This is a genomic window from Halovulum sp. GXIMD14793 (genome assembly GCF_054457435.1).
The window spans coordinates 78,897-99,902 of sequence record NZ_JBTLNE010000004.1 but is presented as its reverse complement, the minus strand read 5'-3'; the positions used below and the strand labels follow the sequence as shown (position 1 = coordinate 99,902).

21 protein-coding genes, 1 tRNA gene and 2 pseudogenes are annotated in these 21,006 nt (G+C 58.9%); 10 read left to right on the top strand and 14 right to left on the bottom strand.

Annotated features, from left to right (window positions below; translation table 11 throughout):
• Together ACW9UQ_RS01590 and ACW9UQ_RS01585 are read left to right on the top strand one after the other, a co-directional pair.
• The coding region (locus ACW9UQ_RS01590) for a hypothetical protein (protein ID WP_458929238.1) at window positions 1-232 on the top strand (232 nt) is incomplete at its 5' end.
• A pseudogene (locus tag ACW9UQ_RS01585) lies at window positions 121-360 on the top strand (Tn3 family transposase); the annotation flags it as partial. The gene ACW9UQ_RS01590 and the pseudogene ACW9UQ_RS01585, both read left to right, overlap by 112 nt.
• Window positions 361-420: 60 nt before the next feature.
• On the opposite strand, the gene ACW9UQ_RS01580 reads toward ACW9UQ_RS01585, so the two are convergent.
• Genes ACW9UQ_RS01580 through ACW9UQ_RS01560 form a run of 5 tightly spaced genes read right to left on the bottom strand, consistent with a single transcriptional unit; the run spans window position 421 to window position 4,681 of the window.
• Window positions 421-1,635 (bottom strand): hypothetical protein, encoded by a 1,215-nt coding sequence (locus ACW9UQ_RS01580; protein WP_458929237.1) that lies wholly within the window; start codon window positions 1,633-1,635, stop codon window positions 421-423.
• A 13-nt stretch (window positions 1,636-1,648) separates the two neighbouring features.
• Entirely contained in the window at window positions 1,649-3,082 is a 1,434-nt protein-coding gene (cls, locus tag ACW9UQ_RS01575; protein ID WP_458929236.1) for a cardiolipin synthase, read from the bottom strand.
• The gene (locus tag ACW9UQ_RS01570) at window positions 3,079-3,762 is read right to left on the bottom strand and encodes an endonuclease/exonuclease/phosphatase family protein (RefSeq protein WP_458929235.1); all 684 of its coding nucleotides are present in this window, start codon (window positions 3,760-3,762) and stop codon (window positions 3,079-3,081) included. The genes cls and ACW9UQ_RS01570 overlap by 4 nt, the downstream gene beginning before the upstream one ends.
• A gap of 3 nt (window positions 3,763-3,765) precedes the next feature.
• Window positions 3,766-4,038 (bottom strand): YrhK family protein, encoded by a 273-nt coding sequence (locus ACW9UQ_RS01565; protein ID WP_458929234.1) that lies wholly within the window; start codon window positions 4,036-4,038, stop codon window positions 3,766-3,768.
• A 10-nt stretch (window positions 4,039-4,048) separates the two neighbouring features.
• Window positions 4,049-4,681 (bottom strand): MarC family protein, encoded by a 633-nt coding sequence (locus ACW9UQ_RS01560; RefSeq protein ID WP_458929233.1) that lies wholly within the window; start codon window positions 4,679-4,681, stop codon window positions 4,049-4,051.
• Window positions 4,682-5,179: 498 nt separating this feature from the next.
• On the opposite strand from ACW9UQ_RS01560, the pseudogene ACW9UQ_RS01555 reads away from it, so the two are divergent.
• Window positions 5,180-5,353, top strand: a pseudogene (locus ACW9UQ_RS01555) (IS5-like element ISCARN85 family transposase); the annotation flags it as partial.
• Window positions 5,354-5,429: 76 nt separating this feature from the next.
• Here the strand turns inward: ACW9UQ_RS01555 and dapE are convergent.
• The 5 genes from dapE to pncA form a co-directional block, all read right to left on the bottom strand.
• Window positions 5,430-6,581 (bottom strand): succinyl-diaminopimelate desuccinylase, encoded by a 1,152-nt coding sequence (dapE, locus tag ACW9UQ_RS01550; protein WP_458929232.1) that lies wholly within the window; start codon window positions 6,579-6,581, stop codon window positions 5,430-5,432.
• A gap of 60 nt (window positions 6,582-6,641) precedes the next feature.
• A complete protein-coding gene (locus ACW9UQ_RS01545; RefSeq protein ID WP_458929231.1) occupies window positions 6,642-7,298 on the bottom strand; it encodes an HAD hydrolase-like protein in 657 nt (218 codons plus the stop codon).
• A 59-nt stretch (window positions 7,299-7,357) separates the two neighbouring features.
• Entirely contained in the window at window positions 7,358-9,058 is a 1,701-nt protein-coding gene (locus ACW9UQ_RS01540) for a hypothetical protein (RefSeq protein ID WP_458929230.1), read from the bottom strand.
• Between the two features lie 321 nt (window positions 9,059-9,379).
• The gene (gene pncB / locus ACW9UQ_RS01535; RefSeq protein ID WP_458929229.1) at window positions 9,380-10,672 is read right to left on the bottom strand and encodes a nicotinate phosphoribosyltransferase; all 1,293 of its coding nucleotides are present in this window, start codon (window positions 10,670-10,672) and stop codon (window positions 9,380-9,382) included.
• Window positions 10,669-11,259 carry a bifunctional nicotinamidase/pyrazinamidase gene (gene pncA / locus ACW9UQ_RS01530; protein WP_458929228.1) on the bottom strand — a complete coding sequence of 197 codons (591 nt, stop codon included), beginning with the start codon at window positions 11,257-11,259 and terminating at the stop codon, window positions 10,669-10,671. Before pncA ends, pncB begins: the two co-directional genes overlap by 4 nt.
• Before the next feature lie 116 nt (window positions 11,260-11,375).
• Here pncA and ACW9UQ_RS01525 point away from each other — a divergent pair, with 116 nt between their 5' ends.
• From ACW9UQ_RS01525 to leuC, 3 genes are all read left to right on the top strand, one after another.
• Window positions 11,376-11,954: a nitroreductase family protein gene (locus tag ACW9UQ_RS01525; RefSeq protein WP_458929227.1), complete on the top strand. Its 579-nt coding sequence runs from the start codon at window positions 11,376-11,378 to the stop codon at window positions 11,952-11,954.
• Window positions 11,955-12,023: 69 nt separating this feature from the next.
• Complete coding sequence (locus ACW9UQ_RS01520; protein WP_458929226.1) at window positions 12,024-12,341, top strand: anticodon-binding domain-containing protein; 318 nt, start codon at window positions 12,024-12,026, stop codon at window positions 12,339-12,341.
• Window positions 12,342-12,577: 236 nt separating this feature from the next.
• Window positions 12,578-13,984: a 3-isopropylmalate dehydratase large subunit gene (leuC, locus tag ACW9UQ_RS01515; protein WP_458929225.1), complete on the top strand. Its 1,407-nt coding sequence runs from the start codon at window positions 12,578-12,580 to the stop codon at window positions 13,982-13,984.
• A 143-nt stretch (window positions 13,985-14,127) separates the two neighbouring features.
• On the opposite strand, the gene ACW9UQ_RS01510 is transcribed toward leuC, so the two are convergent.
• From ACW9UQ_RS01510 to tsaD, 4 genes are all read right to left on the bottom strand, one after another.
• Window positions 14,128-14,382: a DUF1761 domain-containing protein gene (locus tag ACW9UQ_RS01510; RefSeq protein WP_458929224.1), complete on the bottom strand. Its 255-nt coding sequence runs from the start codon at window positions 14,380-14,382 to the stop codon at window positions 14,128-14,130.
• 162 nt (window positions 14,383-14,544) lie between these two features.
• Window positions 14,545-14,961 (bottom strand): EVE domain-containing protein, encoded by a 417-nt coding sequence (locus ACW9UQ_RS01505; RefSeq protein ID WP_458929223.1) that lies wholly within the window; start codon window positions 14,959-14,961, stop codon window positions 14,545-14,547.
• 19 nt (window positions 14,962-14,980) lie between these two features.
• The gene (locus ACW9UQ_RS01500; RefSeq protein WP_458929222.1) at window positions 14,981-15,952 is read right to left on the bottom strand and encodes an NAD(P)H-dependent glycerol-3-phosphate dehydrogenase; all 972 of its coding nucleotides are present in this window, start codon (window positions 15,950-15,952) and stop codon (window positions 14,981-14,983) included.
• Window positions 15,949-17,028: a tRNA (adenosine(37)-N6)-threonylcarbamoyltransferase complex transferase subunit TsaD gene (gene tsaD / locus ACW9UQ_RS01495; RefSeq protein ID WP_458929221.1), complete on the bottom strand. Its 1,080-nt coding sequence runs from the start codon at window positions 17,026-17,028 to the stop codon at window positions 15,949-15,951. Before tsaD ends, ACW9UQ_RS01500 begins: the two co-directional genes overlap by 4 nt.
• A 51-nt stretch (window positions 17,029-17,079) precedes the next feature.
• Here tsaD and ACW9UQ_RS01490 point away from each other — a divergent pair, with 51 nt between their 5' ends.
• The 4 genes from ACW9UQ_RS01490 (at window position 17,080) to ACW9UQ_RS01475 (ending at window position 20,898) form a co-directional block, all read left to right on the top strand.
• The gene (locus ACW9UQ_RS01490) at window positions 17,080-17,763 is read left to right on the top strand and encodes a uroporphyrinogen-III synthase (protein WP_458929220.1); all 684 of its coding nucleotides are present in this window, start codon (window positions 17,080-17,082) and stop codon (window positions 17,761-17,763) included.
• A 145-nt stretch (window positions 17,764-17,908) separates the two neighbouring features.
• On the top strand, window positions 17,909-19,228 hold the full coding sequence (locus tag ACW9UQ_RS01485; protein ID WP_458929219.1) for a COG4223 family protein: 1,320 nt from the start codon (window positions 17,909-17,911) through the stop codon (window positions 19,226-19,228).
• Between the two features lie 10 nt (window positions 19,229-19,238).
• Window positions 19,239-20,771 (top strand): heme biosynthesis HemY N-terminal domain-containing protein, encoded by a 1,533-nt coding sequence (locus ACW9UQ_RS01480; protein ID WP_458929218.1) that lies wholly within the window; start codon window positions 19,239-19,241, stop codon window positions 20,769-20,771.
• A gap of 51 nt (window positions 20,772-20,822) precedes the next feature.
• Window positions 20,823-20,898: transfer RNA gene (locus tag ACW9UQ_RS01475), tRNA-Thr, on the top strand.
• Window positions 20,899-21,006 lie beyond the last annotated feature (108 nt).

Below are 21,006 nucleotides of genomic sequence, written 5' to 3'. Positions count from 1 at the left end.
TCACGCTTTTAGGGTAATGCGCCCCTTTGAAATTGATAGCCATTTCGCCTGCCTTTTTTTTGCAGAGGGCATAACAGAAACGAAAATCAACAGCGAACTGAAAAATTTGCGACAGAACCAGGCGAAATCCGCGACCGTTCCAGCCGTGCCCAAAATGACCGCTTGGCCGGTCTCAATCTTTTGGCTGCGGTCATCATCTACTGGAACACGAGACAGCTCGGTCAGATCATAGTCAAACGAAGAAACGCTGGAATTTACGACCCAGAAGACCTGCTCTCACACGTCTCTCCGCTCGGATGGGCGCACATTTTGATCACGGGCGAGTACAGATGGCCCAAAATTACCTCGAAAACCCCTTAACGCAGGATTCCGCCCCTATCCGCAACTGACCCCTGTACCGAACTTTAAACGTTCTTGAGGTTAGCCACTCGCCGGTATGCCCAACACCGCAATAGCAAAGGCGATGAGTGCCAAGAAGCCAAACCACTTCTCTTGTCCCCGATCCCCATTGTGTCGCGCAACAAGAACGGCCACCACGCATTGCAAGGCGTAGAAAAGAGCAAAGGCCCGCGACGCAAGCGTCACAATGGACACCACATCAGTCGCCCAGATCACGCAGATTGCCACGGCTCCGATCACCACATAGGCGTGTTTTGGCGAAATGTGCCCACGGGTTGTTGTGCTTACCAGCCCGCTTGCTCCAATCGAGTCCGCAACAGAGGCACTGAATTGGCTGGCGATCGCACCTGCAGTGACGACATAGGGCAGCCACGGCGTGACGCGCCCAATCACATCAATGAATCCCGCGACATCTGCTGTCGAGGTGAAGTAGGGGAACAACGGGATCATCAAGATGAAAAACCCCACATAGACCAGAGAAGAAGTGATCTGCGCGCGTTTCATCGCAGAAATCCGAACCTTGCCGCTATACATTTGCCCCATGAAGCGCGTGGTTTCGAACCCTTGTACGATGATCAAGAGTCCCATGAGAAACCGTAAGGTATCCCAATCAAAACTGTGGTTTTCCTGCGCCGCTGCGGACCAGCTGTATGGCTCGGACAAGGTGAACCCAAAGATGATGAGAGATACCAACAATGCTGCGATCGCCGCGAGGTTCGCACTGACGGTGAACTTTTCTGCTCGCTCAACGCCTTTCAGTCCTTTGGTTGCGCCGATGAAACAAATGGCTGAAATCATTGCCGTTGCGACGGCTTTTCCCAGAAAGGGATCGTTCCAACCGACCAACTTTAGGCCAAACGCGGACAACAGGACTAGGTAGTAGGCAACCGAAATGAAGTAGGCCCCGATTAGGACCAGATGCGAAAGTGTCTCAATCAACTTGATAGGATGACCCGCCTCGGCGGTGTCAAAGATGGGTTCGCCATTTGCGATGTTGTAGCGAATGGCCCCGCCGATCAAGAAAGCCAAGAAGGTCAGACCAACAACAGCTGCAACCGCCCAGATGCCGATTGCACTCGCCAACAGAGGGACTGACACAAGAAAGCCACTGCCAATAACTGAAGCGAGTGGCGTGACCGTCGCCGACCACCCATTGTTGTTTCGCACGGGTCCGCTGACCAGAATGCCAAAGGCGATCACCAGCACTGCAACCATTGTCATATCAAGCGTTGTCATGAGGGCTACCCTTTCAAAGAACCGGGCCGATCGTGGCTATGACGTTGTTCCAAATGCGTCGGTGACGCGGCCAGGTGATGACTTGCTCCAGCATCACGGGCTCGGACTGCGCGATGTAATCTCCCTGCCTGTTTCGAACGTCTGAAGTCACGCCGGTATCTTGCAGAAGGATGTTGTTTTCATAGTTCAAATCGAAGCTGCGCAAGTCGAGGTTGGATGATCCGATCAGGGCTACTTCACCATCTATCGTCAACGTTTTAGCGTGCAGAAGGCCACCTTTGAATTCGTGTATCTCGCAACCCGCCGACAAGAGTTTTCGATAATAGCTGCGGCTAGCGGCGGCCACGATCCAGCTGTCGTTCACCTTGGGAAAGATCAAGGTTACGGTGACGCCGCGATGTGCCGCAGAGCAAAGCGCTTCCAATACAGTCGCATCCGGCACAAAATAGGGTGTTGAAAGTGTCAGGGTATCCTGCGCGCATGCGATGAGAGTTGCGAAGAGTTGCGGCGTCGCCCCCTTTCGCTCGGTCGGGCCATCGCCCATGACTTGCGCCGGGAACCCGTCCGGGATTGTCGCTGACTTTAGTTCGAATCCGTCAAGGTTTTCGTCCGTTGCCTGCATCCAATCGCTGAGAAAGAGAAGTTCGTTTTGCGCGACAACAGGTCCCTCAAATCGCAACATGATGTCGACCCATGGAGCATACTTGGCCTTAACAAGGAATTCGGGATCAGCAGAATTGCGGCTTCCGCAATAGGTAACCTTGCTGTCGATGACAGTGATTTTGCGGTGGTTTCGTAGGTCAATTCGGCTGGTCAGCAAGGTGCGAATGGGACTATTCAAAGGCAAGGCAACAGCCATATGAACCCCGGCGTCTTTCATTTCCTGCCACAATGGTGATTTGATCAGGGCACGCGATCCAAGGCCATCGGCTATCGCCCTGCATGTCACTCCGCGTCCTGCGGCGCGGATCAGGGCGTGTGCAACTTCAATGCCGGTTCGGTCATCCAGCCAAATGTAATATAGCACGTGCACTTGGCTTTGAGCGGCATCGATATCTGCGATCAGACGCGCATTGGTGGCTGCGGCATCCACCATCAATTCCGCCTTGTTGCCATCGACCGGATGAAACCCATTGATTGATCCCGCATATCGAAAGGCAGGTCGGTAGCGGGGATCGATCAGACGATTCGTGTCGCCTGCATTCCCCATAAGATGTGCGGCTGAAGCGCGAATTTGACTGAAGATTTCTGTGTGGCGCTTGTTCGCCCTGTTTCCAAGATCAATTTCTCCAAACAGGAAGTAAATGATGCTGCCGACATAGGGCAGGACCATCAGAACAATGAACCATGCAAGCCGTGCGGGCGGTGAAAGATCATCTCTTAGCAGGATGCGGATGGTGAAGCCGGTGACGATCAGCAGATGAAGTATAAGTAGGAATGTCGTCATTGAGCTGTCTCCGTGAATGCGATGTCAATCACCACCGGCAAGTGATCTGATGAACGTTTTGAAAGTTCGGAATGATGTACATGACTTGAGACCGCATGCAGACCAGAGCTCAGGACAAAAAGATCGAGCGCGGATGTGGGGCGTGCTGCATGAAAACTGAAACCTGGACAGACGACTGTCGTCGGTGCTTCAAACGCTATACGCTTCGCGTTCCATTCGTTAAAATCGCCTGCCAATAAGACGGGGTGTTTCTGATTATTCAGCACGTCTTTCAACGCCTGCATCTGTTTGCGGCGCATCCCGGGGGTCAATCCAAGATGAACGCCGATGATTTCCAGTTCTGGATCATGCAAAAGGACAGAGACCGCTCCGCGTGGCTCTGTTGTTGGTAAATCGATGCGGCTGGACGTGTAGTCTCTGAAACGCGATTTCAAGAGGATCGCATTTCCATGCCAACCATGACTGAGAGGGCGGAGTGATACGTCAGATAAAGTAAGCTCAAGCTCCGCCTCCAGACGATCCAGCGGTAGAACACCTTTACGTGAACCAATCCGCTTGTCTGCTTCCTGAAGAACCACGATGTCTGCATCTATTTCGCCCAGCACATCGACGATCCGGTGCGGGTCGCGCCGCCAGTCCAGTCCAATAGCTTTGCGTATGTTGTAACTTGCGACCCGCACCTTTCATCCTTTGGCGATGTCATCGTAGTCGCCAAGCCTCAGATACCCTATCTCGCGATAAAGCTTGATCGTCGGGCGCAAGCCGAACAGCACTGATCCCACAATGAACAGCCACGTTCCGAAATAGGTCGTGCTTTCATTAAAGAACAAGAAACTTCCGATGACGAAAAGTGCGGCCGCTGAGAAGTCGACCACCGTGTAGGCCATTTCGCACATGGCGTAGAGCCGTTTGTGGTCCTCGGATTTGGTATGGTTGTCTGGATTGAACAGTCTCATCTTCGTCCCCTTATGCCAGTCCCGGCAGAACAGCCGTTGTCCCCGCAACGATCATCTCGACTGCAATTGCCAATAAGATCATGCCCATCAGCCGTGTCATGATCACGCGCATGGTGTCGCTTAGAACCTTGCCAAAGAAGGAAGCGAAAAACAGCACAACAAACAGCATCGCTAGAATGACGCCTACGACACCTCCGACAGCGATCAGTCCGGTCATTCCTTTGGCATGCCCTGCATAGATGATCAGCGCGGCGATTGTTCCCGGTCCAACGATCATCGGAAACGTAATCGGGTAAAACGCAAGACCGGACAGATCTTGCATATGATCGTTTTCCTTCTCGGTCCCGTGGTGCGAAGTGATGCTGTTTCCGTTCAGCATTGACCACGCGATATGAGCCAACACGACGCCACCAGCGATCCGAAACTGATCAACCGTAATGCCGAAGAAGCCAATGATTTCTTGCCCCGCGAACAAGATTACCGCACACATGATCGCCGAAAATATCGTGATCTTCAGCGCCAGTCTGCGTTGTTGGGCGACCGTGAAGCCTGCTGTCATTGCAAGAAATATTGGTAAATTTACAAAGGGATTCATTATTGCAAAAAATGCGCCAAATGCTTTGGTGAACTCGGTATAATCCATGCCAGTCCCTCTGGTTCTTTTCATGACCCTATGCGAAGCGCCTCAAATGGGAAAGCGCGCGCCGCCTGACCCCCCTGAACAGGCGGAGCGCGTCCTACGTGAGTGGTCGTCGTCGCGATGGGAGGCGTCCACACACAGCTTCGGGCCCTTTGGCCCTTGATGGTATGATCCTGTCGTACGGATGGTCGCACAAGCGGGTTGCGGTGATGGACTGCACCGATCTGGCGGACGGCAGCACGGATGGCCGCTTTTCCTCGACGCTACAGAACTGGATGACCCAGATGGCGGCCTGCAAATTCCGTCCGCCACAACTGGAACTGATCAAGTGCAAAACGCGCGATGAGGCCGAGGCCATCTCCGATCAGCTTCTGAATGGTGATATCGCGCATTTAGTCTCATCCCTCGCCTGCAAACCCGACAAGCCGGGCTTTGCCCGTTACCGGGACGCGCTGAAAGCATGGGTGGCAGTGCAAAGCCTGACCTTCGAGGTCGCATGGGCCTTGGAAGGTCAGCGCCTACGACCGCACCCTCTACAAGAGGCGCAACGAAGTCGAACGCCTGTTCCGAAGGCTGAAAGGCTTCCGACGTATCTTCTCAAGATTCGAAAAGCTTGATGTCATGTACCGCGCCTTTCTGAACGTCACCCTCATCGTGAAGATGATTAAGTGTTAACAGGCCCTAGTGAAAGCTGCGTTCAAGCACACCCTGACTATGAAAGTATTCTGCGACTTGACCCAGAGCTTTGGTGTCAGCGGGCGCTCCGCGCGAAGAAGTCTCGCAATAACCTCCCATAGACCCGCTTTAACGCCCCAATCTCCTCCACCTCCACATACTCATCCACCTGATGCATGGTTTTGCCGACCAGACCGACCTCGACCACCGGGCAGTGGGACTTGATGAAGCGGGCGTCGGAGGTGCCGCCGGTGGTGGACAGGGTCGGGGTGGTGCCGAGTTCGGACTGGATGGCGGTGCTTACCAGATCGGACAGCGGGCCGGGCGGGGTCAGGAAGGCCTCGCCGGACAGGTGGTGGGTCAGGGCGAAGTGCACCCCGGTGTCCTTTGCCACGATATCGGCCTGTGTCTGTGCCCATTCGATCAGGCTTTGACCCGAATGGGTATCGTTGAAGCGGATGTTCAGGGTGGCTTTCGCGGCTGCCGGGATGACGTTTGACGCAGGGTTGCCCACATCAACTGTGGTCACGGCAAGGGTCGAGGGATCGAAATGCTCCGTCCCCTGATCCAGTTCGGCCGAGGCCAGACGGTCCAACAGGCGCACCAGCGCGTGCACCGGGTTGTTGGCGCGGTGGGGATAGGCCGCGTGGCCCTGTTTCCCGGTGGTTGTCAGATACAGCGTCAGCGCCCCGCGCCGGCCAATCTTGATCATATCGCCCATGGTCTCAACGCAGGTCGGCTCACCCACGATGCAGACATCCATCCGCTCGCCATTTTCGGCCATCCAATCGAGGATGGCTATCGTCCCATCGGTGGAGGTGCCTTCTTCATCACCGGTCACCGTGACCACCACCGCGCCATCGGGCGGGGTTTCGGTGACAAAGTCGATGGCGGCGGCGACAAAGGCAGCGACGCCGGATTTCATATCAACCGCGCCGCGGCCATACATCCGGCCATTGCGGATTTCCGGTGTGAATGGGTCCGAGGTCCAATCCTCCACCGGGCCGGTCGGCACGACATCTGTATGACCATTGAAACCAAAGACCTTGCCATTGCCTGCCTCGCCCCATTTGGCGAACAGGTTGGACACGCCGCCCCGCTCAATCCAGGTGCATTTGAAACCGGCATCGGTCAGCATCTCTTGCAGCAGGATAAGTGCGCCGCCTTCGTCGGGCGTGACGGAAGGGCAGCGGATCAGGCGGGCGGTCAGGTCAACGGGATCGGTCATGATGTGGTCTTAGCAGAGAGGTAGGGGCAGCGTAAGGGGCCTTGATCACGGTGCCGCCTGTCAGTCGCTCAAACCAAGCAGATCAAAGGCAATCTCGGGCACCTCTTCGGGATCACCGGCCAGCGCATCGGCTTCGGCCATGTGCAATTCCTCATCCTCGGCATAGCCCCAAAGCGCGCCGATACAGGGGATATCGTTATTCTTTGCGCCAAAGATGTCGAATTTGCGGTCGCCCAGCATGATGGCCCGGGCCGGATCAATACCGGTTTCGGCCAATGCATGCGCCAGCAAGTCGGTTTTGTCGGCGCGCGTACCGTCGAGTTCCGAGCCGAAAAGGCCGTTCACATGCGCCGAAATGCCGAAATGATCGAGGATGGTCTGCGCATAGACATGCGGCTTGGAGGTGGCGACGAACATTTCGGCCCCGGCATCGTGGAATGTCTCGAACATCTCGCCAATGCCGTCATAAATATCTGCTTCATAAACGCCCTCTTCGACATAGCGTTCGCGGTAATGCGCCATGGCGGCATCAATGTCCGCACCATCGCCAAGTATTGCCGCGAAAGAGTGCGGCAGCGGCGGGCCGATGCACCAGGTCAGTTCGTTCTGGGTCGGCACCTCCGCCTCGATTTCGCGCAAGGCGTGCTGAATGGACAGGGTAATCCCCTCTTTCGGGTCGATCAGCGTGCCATCAAGGTCAAGAAAAACGGTCAGCATGGCCCTCTCCTGCGCTGGTCCACCCCTTGCTAAGTGGTTCAGCGCAGGCAGGCAAGTGATCAGTCCTCTTCAGGTGGCGGGGACAGGCGGGTATAGGTGGTTTCCATCGGACTTCCGGCGGCGTTGTGTGTCGCGCTCATGCTGGTGCGCCCGCAGGAATAGCTGTGGATCAGTGTCCCGCCGCCGGGCTGGCCCACCGGCATGGTTCTGCCTTGGACCGTCACGGTCCCCTGCACGCCGCCGCTGTCCTGACAGATGGCCAACTTGCCATCAGCGATGGACCAGCGGCCCGCAGCAGGCAGGGCAGAGCCTTCGCCATAGCTAACCTCATCCCCTGCCTGAACCGTAATGCTGGTTCCGAAAGGGTTGGTGTAATAGGTGCCGTCATCCGCCAGGTGCATGATCCGCGTGCCGGGGTTTGAGGCCGGGATATTGATCCCCTGCCGCTTCATCCATTCAATCGGCCCGCCCCCGGTCATTTCCCAGGTGCCAACGACACAGGCATCCAGTTCCTTGGCCCCGGCGCAGGGCTCACAAGACCGTTTCCGCTCCACCTTCAGGCGCACAGCCTGGTCATTGTCGCCGGTGTTGAGCGCCGCATAGCGGACGCGGATTTCGGGGGCTTCCTCACTGTCGACTTCCTCAGGATATGAGGACCACTCGCGTTCGCGTTCCAGACGCCCACCGATATTGGCATTGTCAGGGCGCAGTTTGTTTTCCCACATCCCGCAGTCATAGGTGACCCAGCCGCGCCAGATGACAAAGGGCGACAGCGTGAAGCGTTCTGTCCTGTTGCCGGTGAATGAAATCTCGTCGCCGTCATTGTCGGCAAATGGCAGGGCCGACCCGCCAGGTGCCGTAATCGCGCGATCAGCATAATCCTGAGTAAACATCAGCCACTTGTCATCGCTCAGGGCCCCGCGCATGGCAGCGCGTTGGGCCGTCGTGCCATTGCTGCTGGCCATGCCGCGCAGGAACGGCATCAGCCCGGTCGGCCCATCCTGACCGTGAAACCAATAGAAGAAAACGGCCATTTCATAGGACATATTGTGAAAAGGTGTTTCCGCCCCGACCGCTTCGTCAAAGGCTCCGGTCCGCATGGCGGGGAAGGGGCTTGTTGGAACGGCCAGGGCGCTGAAATACTCTGCCGAGCCTTCGGCCCACCATGCACCGCCGCCCGCCATCGTTGCGACCTGCCCTGCCGACAGGCTGGCAACCTGAAGGCAGTGGAAAAGCTCATGCGCCAGAACAGCGGCAACAACATCCACCTCACCGCCGCGACCCAGCATATAGGTGGTCACCAGGCATTCCTTGCCGTGATCCCAGTCACGCGTAGGTGCGGTTATTGCGCCAATGGTGCCCTCGTGCTCGGCGTCCAGTTCTGCAGGCTCGTAGGTGTTGTCGAGGATCAGGATGGTGATGTCGTCAATGGCCCAGCCGCCACCGAGTGTCTGCATCGTCTCGGTTGTCCGCCGCGCTCCGTGTTCGACCTCGCCCAGAGAGCCGGGGCGGAAGGCCCAGTCCGCGTTGATGTCGCGGATGCCGCGCACCCGGCGCAGGCCGGTGGGGGTTGGAAACTCGTATTCGAATTCGACCACGCAGGTGATGTCCTGAATCGGGCCGAGCGGCGCTGACCTCGCCTCAGATGAGCCGAAAGCGCTTAGGTAGTCGCGGTTCATGCAGTCGCCAAACTCTGCCCTTGCCGGGGCTGCGCCCAGCAGCGCTAGACCGAAGATCAGTGTCAGAAGCCGTGCCACCATTGCTGTCCCTTTCCGCTGTTCCAACAGTATCGCATAAATCTGTCGATTTGACGTTAGGGAAAGTTCAGTTGGGTGGAACAAGAGGTTGAGCAGCACAGCGTCGAGCCGTGGCGCAGCGATCCGCCCTTTGATCAACTCACTTTATCCCACCACTGGCGCGCACCAGCCATCCGGTGCGCCAGGACCAACCCAATCGCCGTGCCGACGGGACGGCTCGGCGATGTGCGGCGGCCTTCGGCCTTTGCTCCGCACATGCACAGAATCGAGGACACTTGCTGGGCTGACGCCGTTTGATGCCACGCCTTCTCTGCCTAACCGGACTCAAACGATGGGCTGATCCTCGGTCTGATCAGACAGATCAAACACCCGTTTGTACCGCGCCACCTGATCCGTCGGCCCCATCGCCTTCGCAGCATTATCCGACAGTTTGACCGTGGAATGGCCGTTCGCCGAGACCGCCTTGCAGACCAGAGAGAACGGTGCAAGCGCGTCATTATCCGTCAGCCCGCGGAAATCATTGGTCAGCAATGTGCCCCAGCCAAAGCCCATCTTCACCCGGCCATGGAACAGACCGTAAAGCCGCTGGATTTCCTCCACATCCAGCCCGTCCGAGAAAATCACCAGCTTTTCGCGCGGGTCCTCGCCCTTGGATTTCCACCAGTTGATCGCAGTTTCCGCCCCCGTGACCGGGTCACCACTGTCGATACGAATGCCGGTCCAACTGCTCAGCCAATCGGGCGCGCGGTCCAGAAACGTCTTGGTCCCATAGGTGTCGGGCAGCATCACCCGCAAATTGCCGTCGTAATCCTGATGCCAGTTCTCCAGCACTTTGTAAGGGCTTTCGGCCAGCCCCGCATCATCCCCGGCCAGCGCGGCATAGACCATGGGCAGTTCATGCGCATTGGTCCCGATCGCCTCTACCTCGCGGCGCAGCGCGATCAGGCAGTTGGACGTCCCAAGGAACTTGTTCCCCAACCCCTCGATCATCGCCTGAGCGCACCAATCCTGCCACAGGAAGGAATGCCGCCGCCTTGTGCCAAAATCTGCGATACGCAGATCGGGCAACGTATCAAGGGCCTGTATCTTTTCCCAAACCCGGGTCATCGCCCGGGCATACAGCACCTGCAAATCCAGCTTGCCCATATGTCGCAAAACAGCGCGGGAGCGCAGTTCCATCAGCACCGCCAGCGCCGGAACCTCCCACATCATCACATCGGGCCACGGCCCTTCGAAGGTCAGCTCATACTGATCGCCAACCCGTTCCAGATGATAAGCGGGCATGCGGAAGCTTTCGAACCAGTCGATAAAGGCGGGCGAGAACATCCGCTGGATGCCGTAAAATGTGTTGCCGCGCAGCCAGGTCACCTCGCCTCGCGACAGGCGCAGGGTGCGGATATGGTCAAGTTGCTCGCGCAATTCCCCCTCATCAATCAGGTCAGCCAAAGGCACATGCTTGGACCGGTTGATCAGCGAGAATGTGACGCTGACATCCTTATGCCGCTTCTCGACCATCTGCGCCATCAGTAGCTTGTAGAAATCCGTATCCAGCAGTGACCGGACAATCGGGTCGATCTTCCACGTGTGGTCTTGAACGCGTTGGGCGATGTTGATCATGCTAAACGGACCCCCGCATCGGTCATGTTGCTGCGGGCTGCGGCAAGTGATCCGTCAAGGTCGATGGCCCGACAGGCGGCATCAGCGACGGTTACGGTGAACCCCAGCTTTGCGGCATCAATCGCAGAATAGGCGACGCAAAAATCAGTTGCCAGACCCGCAAGAGTCAGATCGGTAATACCTCGGTCGCGCAGATATCCGGCCAGCCCGGTCGGGGTCTTGTGATCGTTTTCAAAAAAGGCGGAGTAGCTGTCGATCGCCGCCCGAAACCCTTTGCGGATAATCAGGTCGCCGCGCAGGTCCAGATCAGGATGAAAGGCCGCCCCATCCGTCCCTTGCACACAATGCACCGGCCACAGAACCTGCGAGCCATAGGGCATGTCGATTATCGAAAACGGCTCTGCCCCCTCATGATTGGCCGCGAAAGAGGAATGATCCGCCGGGTGCCAGTCCTGTGTATAAAGCACGGTGTCGAACCCGGTCATCATGTCATTGATCACCGGCACCACGGCATCGCCACCCGCTACGGCCAGCGCACCGCCGGGGCAGAAATCATTCTGAACGTCGATCACCAGAAGTGCTTGCATCACCCTATCCTCTGTTTTGAGGGGAGTTTTCAGTCCACAGGCAGGCGGGGTCAAGAGCAGTTGACATTTCACCTTACGCCGCGCCTTCTCTGGCGGCCTGATAAAAGGAGGCTGCCATGCCCGATCCGCGCCCTGAAGTTCTGGATTTCCTGCTGACCCGCCGCTTCCGCCCGGCCAAGACGCTGACCGGCCCGGCCCCGGATCGCGCGGCACTTCAACCCTTGCTGCAGGCAGCTGCCCGGTGTCCCGATCATGGCATGCTGGTGCCCTGGCGGTTCATCGTCCTGGAAGGCGCCGCCCTGCACCGCCTGTCACAGCTGGGGGCCGCCCGCGCCCGCGCCTTGGGTCTGGCCGATGACCGGGTTAAGAAAACCGCCAATATGTTCGCCAACGCCCCGCAGATCGTCGCGGTGGTTCTGTCCCCGAAAGACAGTGAGAAGGTGCCCGAGGTTGAGCAGGTGCTTAGCGTTGGGGGCGTTTGCCTGGGCTTGCTGAACGCTGCGTTGGCCGCTGGCTGGGGAGCGAACTGGCTGACCGGCATCATGGCCTTCGACCGGGATTTTCTGCGGGACGGGCTGGCGCTGGCCGACCACGAAACCGTGGCAGGCTATATGGTGATCGGTACAGAGCAGGTCACACCAGCCGAGCGCGCGCGGCCTGATCTAGAGGCCATTACCGACCGGGTCGAAAGCTGATGGACGCTCCGTTCTGCTTTCGAGCAAACCCGTATATTGATTTCATACACTTAAATTAGGTTGGGAAAAGTGAACCTGTCAATTTCTCTGGTCCTCGAAACCGAAGATGAAAGAAAGGCACTGAGAGTTGTCTCAAGGCTAAATAAGATTATTGATGCCAGCACGCCCGATCTAGAAGCCTACCACAAAGGCGGAACCCAAGCGTATCTGCATAAGACGTTGCCAGAATCTCAGTGGCCGGAAGCGTTCTTGGCCGGAGTGTTGGTCGCCCAATCATTTGGATATGGTTGGACGTTGCTGGGTGATGCGGAGGAAGAATTGGACCTCGTAGGAAATGAGTTTAAGATTTCGGGTATTGAATGGGCCCAGCTTTATTTGAAGCGTTGAACTTGGTGCTTGGTCATAAACCTCAGAAATAGCTTAGCGTTTGTAAAATTCCCAAAAGCAAAGCCGCGCGACTTGCCCGCGCCTGCGTCTAGGAGTATGTCAGTCCTATGATACGGGCGATTGAGTTGGATGATCACGCGCGCCTGCCATGGCGATTCCATGGCCGAGCCGTGAGCTGTCGGCTGCGCTGAAGCGCGCCGCCCTCAATCGAAACCCATTTACCAGCGAGATCAGCCATGTCCGAGCCGAAAACCCTTTATGATAAAATCTGGGATGCCCATGTTGTCGACGAACAACCCGATGGCACCTGCCTGCTTTATATCGACCGCCATCTGGTCCACGAGGTAACTTCCCCCCAGGCGTTCGAGGGGTTGAGCATGGCGGGCCGCTCTGTGCGTGCGCCCGAAAAAACCATTGCTGTGCCGGATCACAACGTGCCGACAACGCTGGATCGTGAAAAGGGCATCGAGAACGAGGAAAGCCGCATTCAGGTCGAGGCCCTGCGCCAGAACGCCAAGGATTTCGGCATCGAAATGTATGACGTCAACGATATCCGTCAGGGCATCGTGCATATCATTGGTCCGGAACAGGGCTGGACCCAGCCCGGCATGACCATCGTCTGCGGCGATAGCCACACCGCAACCCATGGGGCCTTTGGCGCACTTGCGCATGGCATCGGGACGTCCGAGGTGGAGCATGTTCTGGCCACCCAGACCCTGATCCAGAAGAAATCCAAGAACATGAAGGTAGAGGTGCGCGGCTCTCTGCCTCCGGGTGTGACCGCCAAGGACATCACCCTGACAATCATCGGCGAGACCGGCACCGCCGGTGGCACCGGCCATGTGATCGAGTATTGCGGTCAGGCCATCGAAGAGCTGTCGATGGAAGGTCGCATGACCGTCTGCAACATGGCGATTGAGGGGGGCGCAAGGGCCGGACTTGTCGCCCCGGATCAGAAGACGTTCGACTATGTCAAAGGCCGCCCGCAGGCGCCGAAAGGCGGCAACTGGGAATTGGCGCTCGCCCATTGGAAGATGCTGACCTCTGATCCCGGAGCGCATTACGACAAGGAACTGATCCTGGAGGCGGCGGATATCGTGCCCGTCGTCACCTGGGGCACCAGCCCCGAGGATGTTCTGCCAATCACCGGCGTTGTCCCCAACCCCGAAGACTTCGAAGGCGGCAAGATCGAAGCTGCCCGCCGTTCACTCGACTATATGGGCCTGACCCCCGGCCAGCGCCTGCAGGATGTAGAGATTGACACCGTGTTCATAGGCTCCTGCACCAATGGCCGGATTGAGGACCTACGCGAAGTGGCCCAGGTGATGAAAGGCCGCAAGGTCAAGGATGGTCTCAGAGCCATGGTCGTACCGGGGTCCGGCCTGGTGCGCGCACAGGCCGAAGAAGAAGGCATTGCAGACATTCTGAAAAAGGCCGGTTTCGAATGGCGTTTGGCGGGCTGCTCCATGTGCCTGGCGATGAACCCCGATCAACTGTCCCCGGGCGAGCGCTGTGCCGCAACCTCAAACCGCAACTTCGAGGGCCGCCAGGGCCGCGGCGGACGCACCCATCTGCTAAGCCCGGCGATGGCAGCAGCCGCAGCGATTACCGGACGTCTGACAGATGTTCGGAAATTGAGCTGATACCACGCGCCGGACCAAGGCCATGCCTCCGGCGGGGATATTTTTAGAACAATGAAGGGCTGGTGCCATCCCCATCTTCACTGTTCTGCAAATATCCGCCGCCGGCAGGCTCGGGCCGAAGGCCACTGACTGTCTTGCCGCCGTCAGGCGGCGCATTTTGATTGGGCGGTGCCGGGCGTCAGGTTGCGCGGTCGCTTGGCATAAGCGTAGTTCATAGCAACCCATGGCGTGATGAAGAAAAGTCCAACGCGGAGACCTGCGACTGCGCCCTGACCAATTCCATCGATAGCGGCCATCGTAAAGATATGTCGCATCATACCAGCGACGAGGATCATGCAGATACCGGCAATCAGAAACGGCGGCGGGGAGGCGTCCTTGGGTCGTCCATTGTCGTCCACGTCGATCCCTGTTGCCGTCACCCAGGTTTAGCGAGTGTCATGTACCAGACCGCACCAAAGGCAAAGCCAGCGGCCGCGGCGACCAGAATTGCAAAAATTCCCATTTCATCCTCTTGCGTTGGCCCCTGCGCAGTATGGAGGGCTTCGGTTGCAGATCAAGCTTCAGGTGAGGCCGCCAAGTTTGCGGATATGGGTCCATTCGGCCTTGGTCACCGGCTGTACAGACAGGCGGGAGTTATTCACCAGGACCATGTCTTTCAGCTTCGGCTCGGCCTTGCACATCTCCAGCGTCACAGGATTGGGCATCGTTTCGACCGCGCGAATGTCAACACATTCCCAGCGCAGGTCATCGGTGGTGCTGTCGGGATGGGCTTCTGCGCAGACCTCGACAATACCAACGATGCATTTCTCGTTCACCGAATGGTAAAAGAAGCCCAGATCGCCGATCTGCATCTCGCGCATGTTGTTGCGGGCCTGATAGTTGCGCACGCCGTCCCATTCCTCGCCTGCTTTGCCTTTGGCGACCTGATCGTCCCAGCTCCAGGTATTCGGTTCGGATTTGAACAGCCAATAACGCATGTTTTTTGCCTTCCTGTTGTTATGTTTCCGCACGTTGTGGACGCGACAGAAGCCGGGTCATGACCTCGCTTATGGACAGGGTGCCGTCAAGCACATGGGTCACGGCCTCAGCAATGGGCATCTCGATTTCATGGTTTGCGGCTAGGCCAAGAACAGCATGCGCGGTCGCCATACCCTCGATGGTGGTCCCGAGTGTGACGCGCCCGATGCGGCCCAGATCGCGCCCGGCGGCAAAGTTGCGGCTGTGGTCCGAGGCGCAGGTTAGGGCCAGATCGCCCAGGCCAGAGAGGCCGGTCAACGTTTCAGCTTCCGCGCCGAGCGCTTTGCCCAGCCGGGCAATCTCGGCAAAACCCCGTGTCATAAGGGCAGCGCGCGCGCTATCCCCCAGCCCGGCCCCATCGCACATGCCGCAGGCCAATGCCACAACGTTCTTCAATGCGCCGCCCAGTTGCACGCCAATGATATCGGTGGTCCGGTATAGCCGCAACACCGGCGTGTGCAGCCGGTCCTGCAATTGCGCGCCAAGAACCGGGTCGGCACATCCCAGGCTAAGCGCGGTGGGAAGGCCCTGGGCAATCTCGGCGGCAAAGCCGGGTCCCGACAGAACTGCCAACCGCCGGGCGGGCGCTATGTTGGCGGCCACCTGAGATTGCAGTGCTGCGCTTGCCTGATCAATACCTTTGCCAGTCAACACCAGCGGGGCATCGGGTAGTATCTGATCCCATTGTTCGATGAAGGCACCGGTTTGTTGGGCGGGTACTGCCAGTACTTGCAACGCATCCATCGGTAGTTTGTGCAGATCATCAATGGGCTTCAGGGCCTTGGGAAAGCGAATATGAGCAAGATAGCGGCTATTCTGCCTTTCAGCCCGCATCGCAGCGACCTGCGTGGCATCGCGCGCCCATAGCAATACGGGCCGCCCGGTGGAGGCAAAGGCAATGGCAAGGGCGGTCCCGAAGGCCCCGGCGCCCAGAACGGCAATAGGTCTCATGCCTTGGCCCCCTTGCGGCCCGATCCGATCATCGGCGCGGACGTCTGGTCCAGCGGCCAGCGCGGGCGAGCCGAAAGGCTTAGGTCGCTGGTTTGTCCTGCGGCAGCCTGTTCGATACCTGCCCAGGCGATCATCGCGGCATTGTCCGTACACAGGGCCAGCGGCGGCGCGGCGCAGGCAAAACCAGCCTCAGCCGCGACCCCTTGCAAGGCTTGTCGCAGGCTGTGGTTTGCGGCAACCCCGCCAGCGACGGCCAGCGTGGGGTTGGTCGTGTCAGTCATTCGACTGAATGCGGCGCAGGCCCGGCGGGTCTTCTCCGCCAGCACATCAGAGACCGCCGCTTGAAAACCGGCACATAAATCTGCCTGATCCTGCGGCGTCAGACCGCCCTGATCGCTGACCAAGACATCCACGGCACGGCGCAGTGCTGTCTTCAGGCCTGAAAAGCTCAGATCGCAGCCGGTCCGGTCCAGCAAAGGTCTGGGGAAGGCAAATCGTGCCGGATCGCCAGTTTCGGCCATCTTTTCCACTGCGGGTCCGCCAAGAAAGCCCAGGCCCAGAAGGCGGGCGGTCTTGTCAAACGCCTCGCCGGGCGCGTCATCAATGGTGCCGCCAAGGCGACGAAACTCTGTCGGGCCAAGCACCGCCAGAAACTGGCAATGCCCGCCAGAGACCAGCAGCATAAGATAGGGATAGGCGACATTGTCGGTCAGCCGGGGTGTCAGCGCATGACCTGCCAGATGGTTCACGCCCAGCATCGGAATGCCGGTCGCCGCCGACAGGCCCTTGGCGCACATCACGCCTGCCAGAACGCCGCCGATCAGGCCCGGACCGGCTGTAACAGCGATCAGATCAATATCGCTGAGCGCAACCGCAGCCTGATCCAAAGCCGACTTCACACAGATATCAACACGCTCCGCATGGGCGCGCGCGGCAATCTCGGGAACTACACCGCCAAAGCCCTGATGCAGCGTGATCTGATCGTAAATCACCGACGACCGGATCGTCCGGTCCGGCAGCACAATTGCCGCAGCGGTCTCGTCACAGCTGCTTTCTATGCCAAGGCAGGGGCGCATCGTATCGGTTCCGGTTTGCCAAGAAGGTATGTCGCAGGTAACACCGGGCAGATGAGCGTGCAATCCCGTCCCTTGCTTATCACGCGTCCCGAAGCGCAGGCCAAAGCCTTTGCCGAGGCTTTGAAAACCGCGCGTCCCAACCGTTGGCAGCCTGTGATCAGCCCGGTGATGACGGTGGTTCCGACCGTTGCAGTGGTGGATCTGACGGGCATCCGCGCGGTGGTGTTTACCTCGGCCAATGCTGTTCGGGTGATAGCGGACCAATGTCGGGGTGCGGGGATACGCGCCTATTGCGCCGGCCCTGCCACGGCGGAGGCGGCGCAGAAGGCCGGGTTTGATGCACAGATGCTGGCCCCTGACGCCTCTGGACTGGTGCGGGCGTTGGAGCGGGTCGACGGTCCGCTGCTGCATCTTTGCGGAGAGCATGTGACCCGCGATCTGCCGACGGAACTGGCCCAGAGCGGCGTTACGGCGCAGCAGCTGGTGGTTTATCGGCAGCAGGCGACACCGATAGAGGCTGACATCCTGGATCGGATCGAAAACGGCGAGATCGTGGATATCACCCTGTTTTCCCCCCGCTCTGCGCGTCTGTTCGCCGACCAGATTGCCCGCGCGCCAACCGGTTTGCGGTGCTATTGCCTGAGCAGCGCAATTGCTGCGGCCCTGCCACCGGGCTTTGCCACTTGTCTGATTGCCCAAAGCCTGGATCAGAACGGCATGTTGCATTTGCTATAGCCTGCGGCACTCAGGTGCAAAATCCAGAAGGTTTTGACCATGTTGCGGTGCGGCATCCTTGTAGCCGGGGCCGCGCAGCACTAACATAAACTGGAATAGGGATTCTCGGGGGGCAGGGCATTGCGCCCGTTGGACAGGAACACCGATGGCGGATCAGGACGAGACGGCAAAAACCGCACCAGCGGAGAACGAAGTAAGCCTCGACGAGGCGCTGGCCAGTTCTTCGCTGCTGAGCTCTGGTGTCGCCCCTGCGCAGCCGGTCGAAGAAGTGCAGGCCGATCTTGCCCATGACGAGGATGAATATGACGACCACGACGAGGTCGGCACTCCGCTTTCGGCGAAAATTTTGACGGGTCTTGGTGTTTTGCTGGCCGGAGGTGTTATCGCGCTGTGGGCCGGGCCGAAAATCGCGCCGCATCTGCCCGCAGGGATGGAGTCGACGCGGGCCTGGCTGATGCCGGGCGCGGGCGTGTCCGCTGACGATCTGGCCACTCTGCGTCAGGACCTTGAGGCGCAGATCGCCGCCAAACCGTCAACACTGGACGAAGACCGTGTTGTTGAACTGATCACCGAGATACCGGTGCAGGATGCGGGCTCTGCCGAGGCGATTGAAGCCCTGCGCAAGCGGATAAACGAGTTGTCCGATCAGGCTGAGGCGTTTAACCGTGCCGATCTTCCGAAACGACTGGAAGCCGTGGAAAGCCGGCTTGAGGGGATCTCCGGCCAGCTTGAAAGCCTTGGAACCCTGGCCGAGTCGGCGGATGGCCTGTCCGAGGATGCCGTTGCCCAGATCAGCAAGTTTGCTGCGATGGTTGATGGGCTGCGCTCGGAAATCAAGGGTCTGACCGAGCGTAACGGAGAGATCGCCCAGCGTCTGGACGAGGTTGCTGCGAATGCCGAACGCCGCATTTCGGAAACCGAAACCGAATTGACCAATGTGCGCGAAAAAGCGGCAGACGACTTGAACCAGGCGACAATCCGCACCGTGGTGATCCAGCTTAGTACGGCTGTTTCCAAGGGTCTGCCTTATCAGGAGCCGCTTGATCAACTGGCCGAACGGCTTGACAGCCCGCTTGTGGCTGAGCTGGCACCGATGGCGGCAGGGGGCGTGGCCACGATGCCGGAACTTCGCGCCGGGTTCGGCGATGCCGCCCATGCTGCGATCCGCGCGGATATCAAGGCAGGCTCGAACGAAAGCGCATTGGGGCGTTTGAATGCCTTTGTCGGGGCGCAGGTCGCCAGCAGATCACTCACCCCGCAGGAAGGCAACAGCACCGACGCGATCCTTAGCCGGGCCGAGGACAAGCTGCGCCAGGACGATCTGGCGGGCACCATGACCGAACTGCAAAGCCTGTCGCCCGAAGCAGGGAAGGCCATGGCCGTCTGGTCGGATCGCGCCCAGGCCCGCCTGAACGCCGTCGAGGCGGTGGCCGCCCTGACCGAGATGACGCAAGCCGCCAATTGAGGAGCGCGCAATGATCTGGTCCATTTTCAAAGCCCTGATCTTTGTTGCGCTGGCCGCGGCAGTGACTTGGGGTGTTTGGCTTATAATAGAACTGCCTGGAGAGGTTAAGATCTCGTTGGCTGACCGGGAATGGCCGCTGACCCCGATCAAAGCTCTGATCCTATTCATCGCCGCCATGTTTGTCGTTTGGGTCGCCCTGCGGCTGATCGGCATTGTGCTGGCGATATTCCGCTATCTGTCCGGTGACGAAACCGCGCTGACCCGCTATTTTGACCGGGGCCGGGAGCGTCGTGGCTTTGAAGCCCTGACCCAAAGTCTGCTGTCCCTGGCGTCGGGCGATGCCAAAAAGGCGCAATCACAGGCGCAGCAGGCGGAAAAACTGCTGGACCGCCCCGAACTGACCCGCCTGATCAACGCCCAGTCCGCCGAGGCCAGCGGCGACATCGAACGGGCGGCGCTGTACTACAAGGAAATGCTGACACAGGACAAATCCCGCTTTGCCGGGGTCCTGGGGCTTATGCGCCACAAGCTGGAAGCGGGCGATACCGATACCGCCCTGAAACTGGCTGAAAAAGCCTTTGCGATCAGCCCGCGCCATACAGGCACGCTGGATACCCTGTTCAAGCTTCAGTCGCAAAAGCAGGATTGGGCCGGCGCCCGCAGCACCCTGAAAGCCAAAGTTGCCGCGGCATCATTGCCGCGCGATGTGGGTAAACGTCGCGAGGCCATCCTGCTGCTGGCCAATGCCCGCGCTGCCATGGAAAACGAAGAAATCGAAAAGGCACGCGAGGCATCCTATCAGGCCAACCGCCTGGCCCCTGATCTGGTGCCCGCCGCTGCCCTGGCTGCAGAACTGCACGCAAAAGCAGGCGAGGGCCGCCGGGCCGTGCGCATCGTCAAACGCGCCTGGTCCACCGCCCCTCACCCCGATCTTGCCGCCGCATTTGCTGCGATCGCCCCCGACGAAACACCAGCAGAGCGCCTGAAACGCTTTCAACCCTTGCTGAGACAGGCCCTGTCCGCAGATGAATCGCGCCTTGTCGGTGCTGAACTGGCCCTCGCCGCCGAGGATTTCCCCGAAGCACGCCGTGCATTGGGTGATCTGGCCGAAACAAAGCCAACCACCCGATCACTGGCACTGATGGCAGCTATCGAGCGGGGACAAGGCGAAACCGATGCAGTGGTGCGTGGCTGGCTGGCCAAAGCCCTAAGCGCCCCGCGCGGTGAGGCCTGGGTCTGCAGCACCTGCCATCATGTCCACAGCACCTGGGTTCCGATCTGCGAGCAATGCGGTGCCTTTGACACCCTGTCTTGGCAACCTCAGCCCGCAGTCGAAGACGCCGCCCATACCGCTGGCATGCTGCCCCTTATTGTGGGTGCGCTGGAACGCCCCGAGCCGGAGCCTGAGCCGCAGCCCGAAACAGAGTCTGTGCCAGAGACGGACACCGCCGAGTCTGCAGAGCATGAGGATATCGAAGACGCAGAAATTGCCGAAGCCGATGTCGTGCCGGAAACCGAAGCCCCCCGCGCCACCCCCGCCTGAGCCCTTGCGTTCCGGCCTTCTGGCACTAAACAACCGGCCCGCAGTCTGCGGGCCTCAATAGCTCAGCTGGTAGAGCAGGTCCTTCGTAAGGACAAGGTCGGGGGTTCGAGTCCCTCTTGAGGCACCATTAAAATGGTATTTTTGATTTATTTTCAGTAAGTTAGATATTATGCAATCCTGATAATCCACCCATATGACCACCCCGAATACTCCGTTTGAGCGTTCTGTTTAGCCT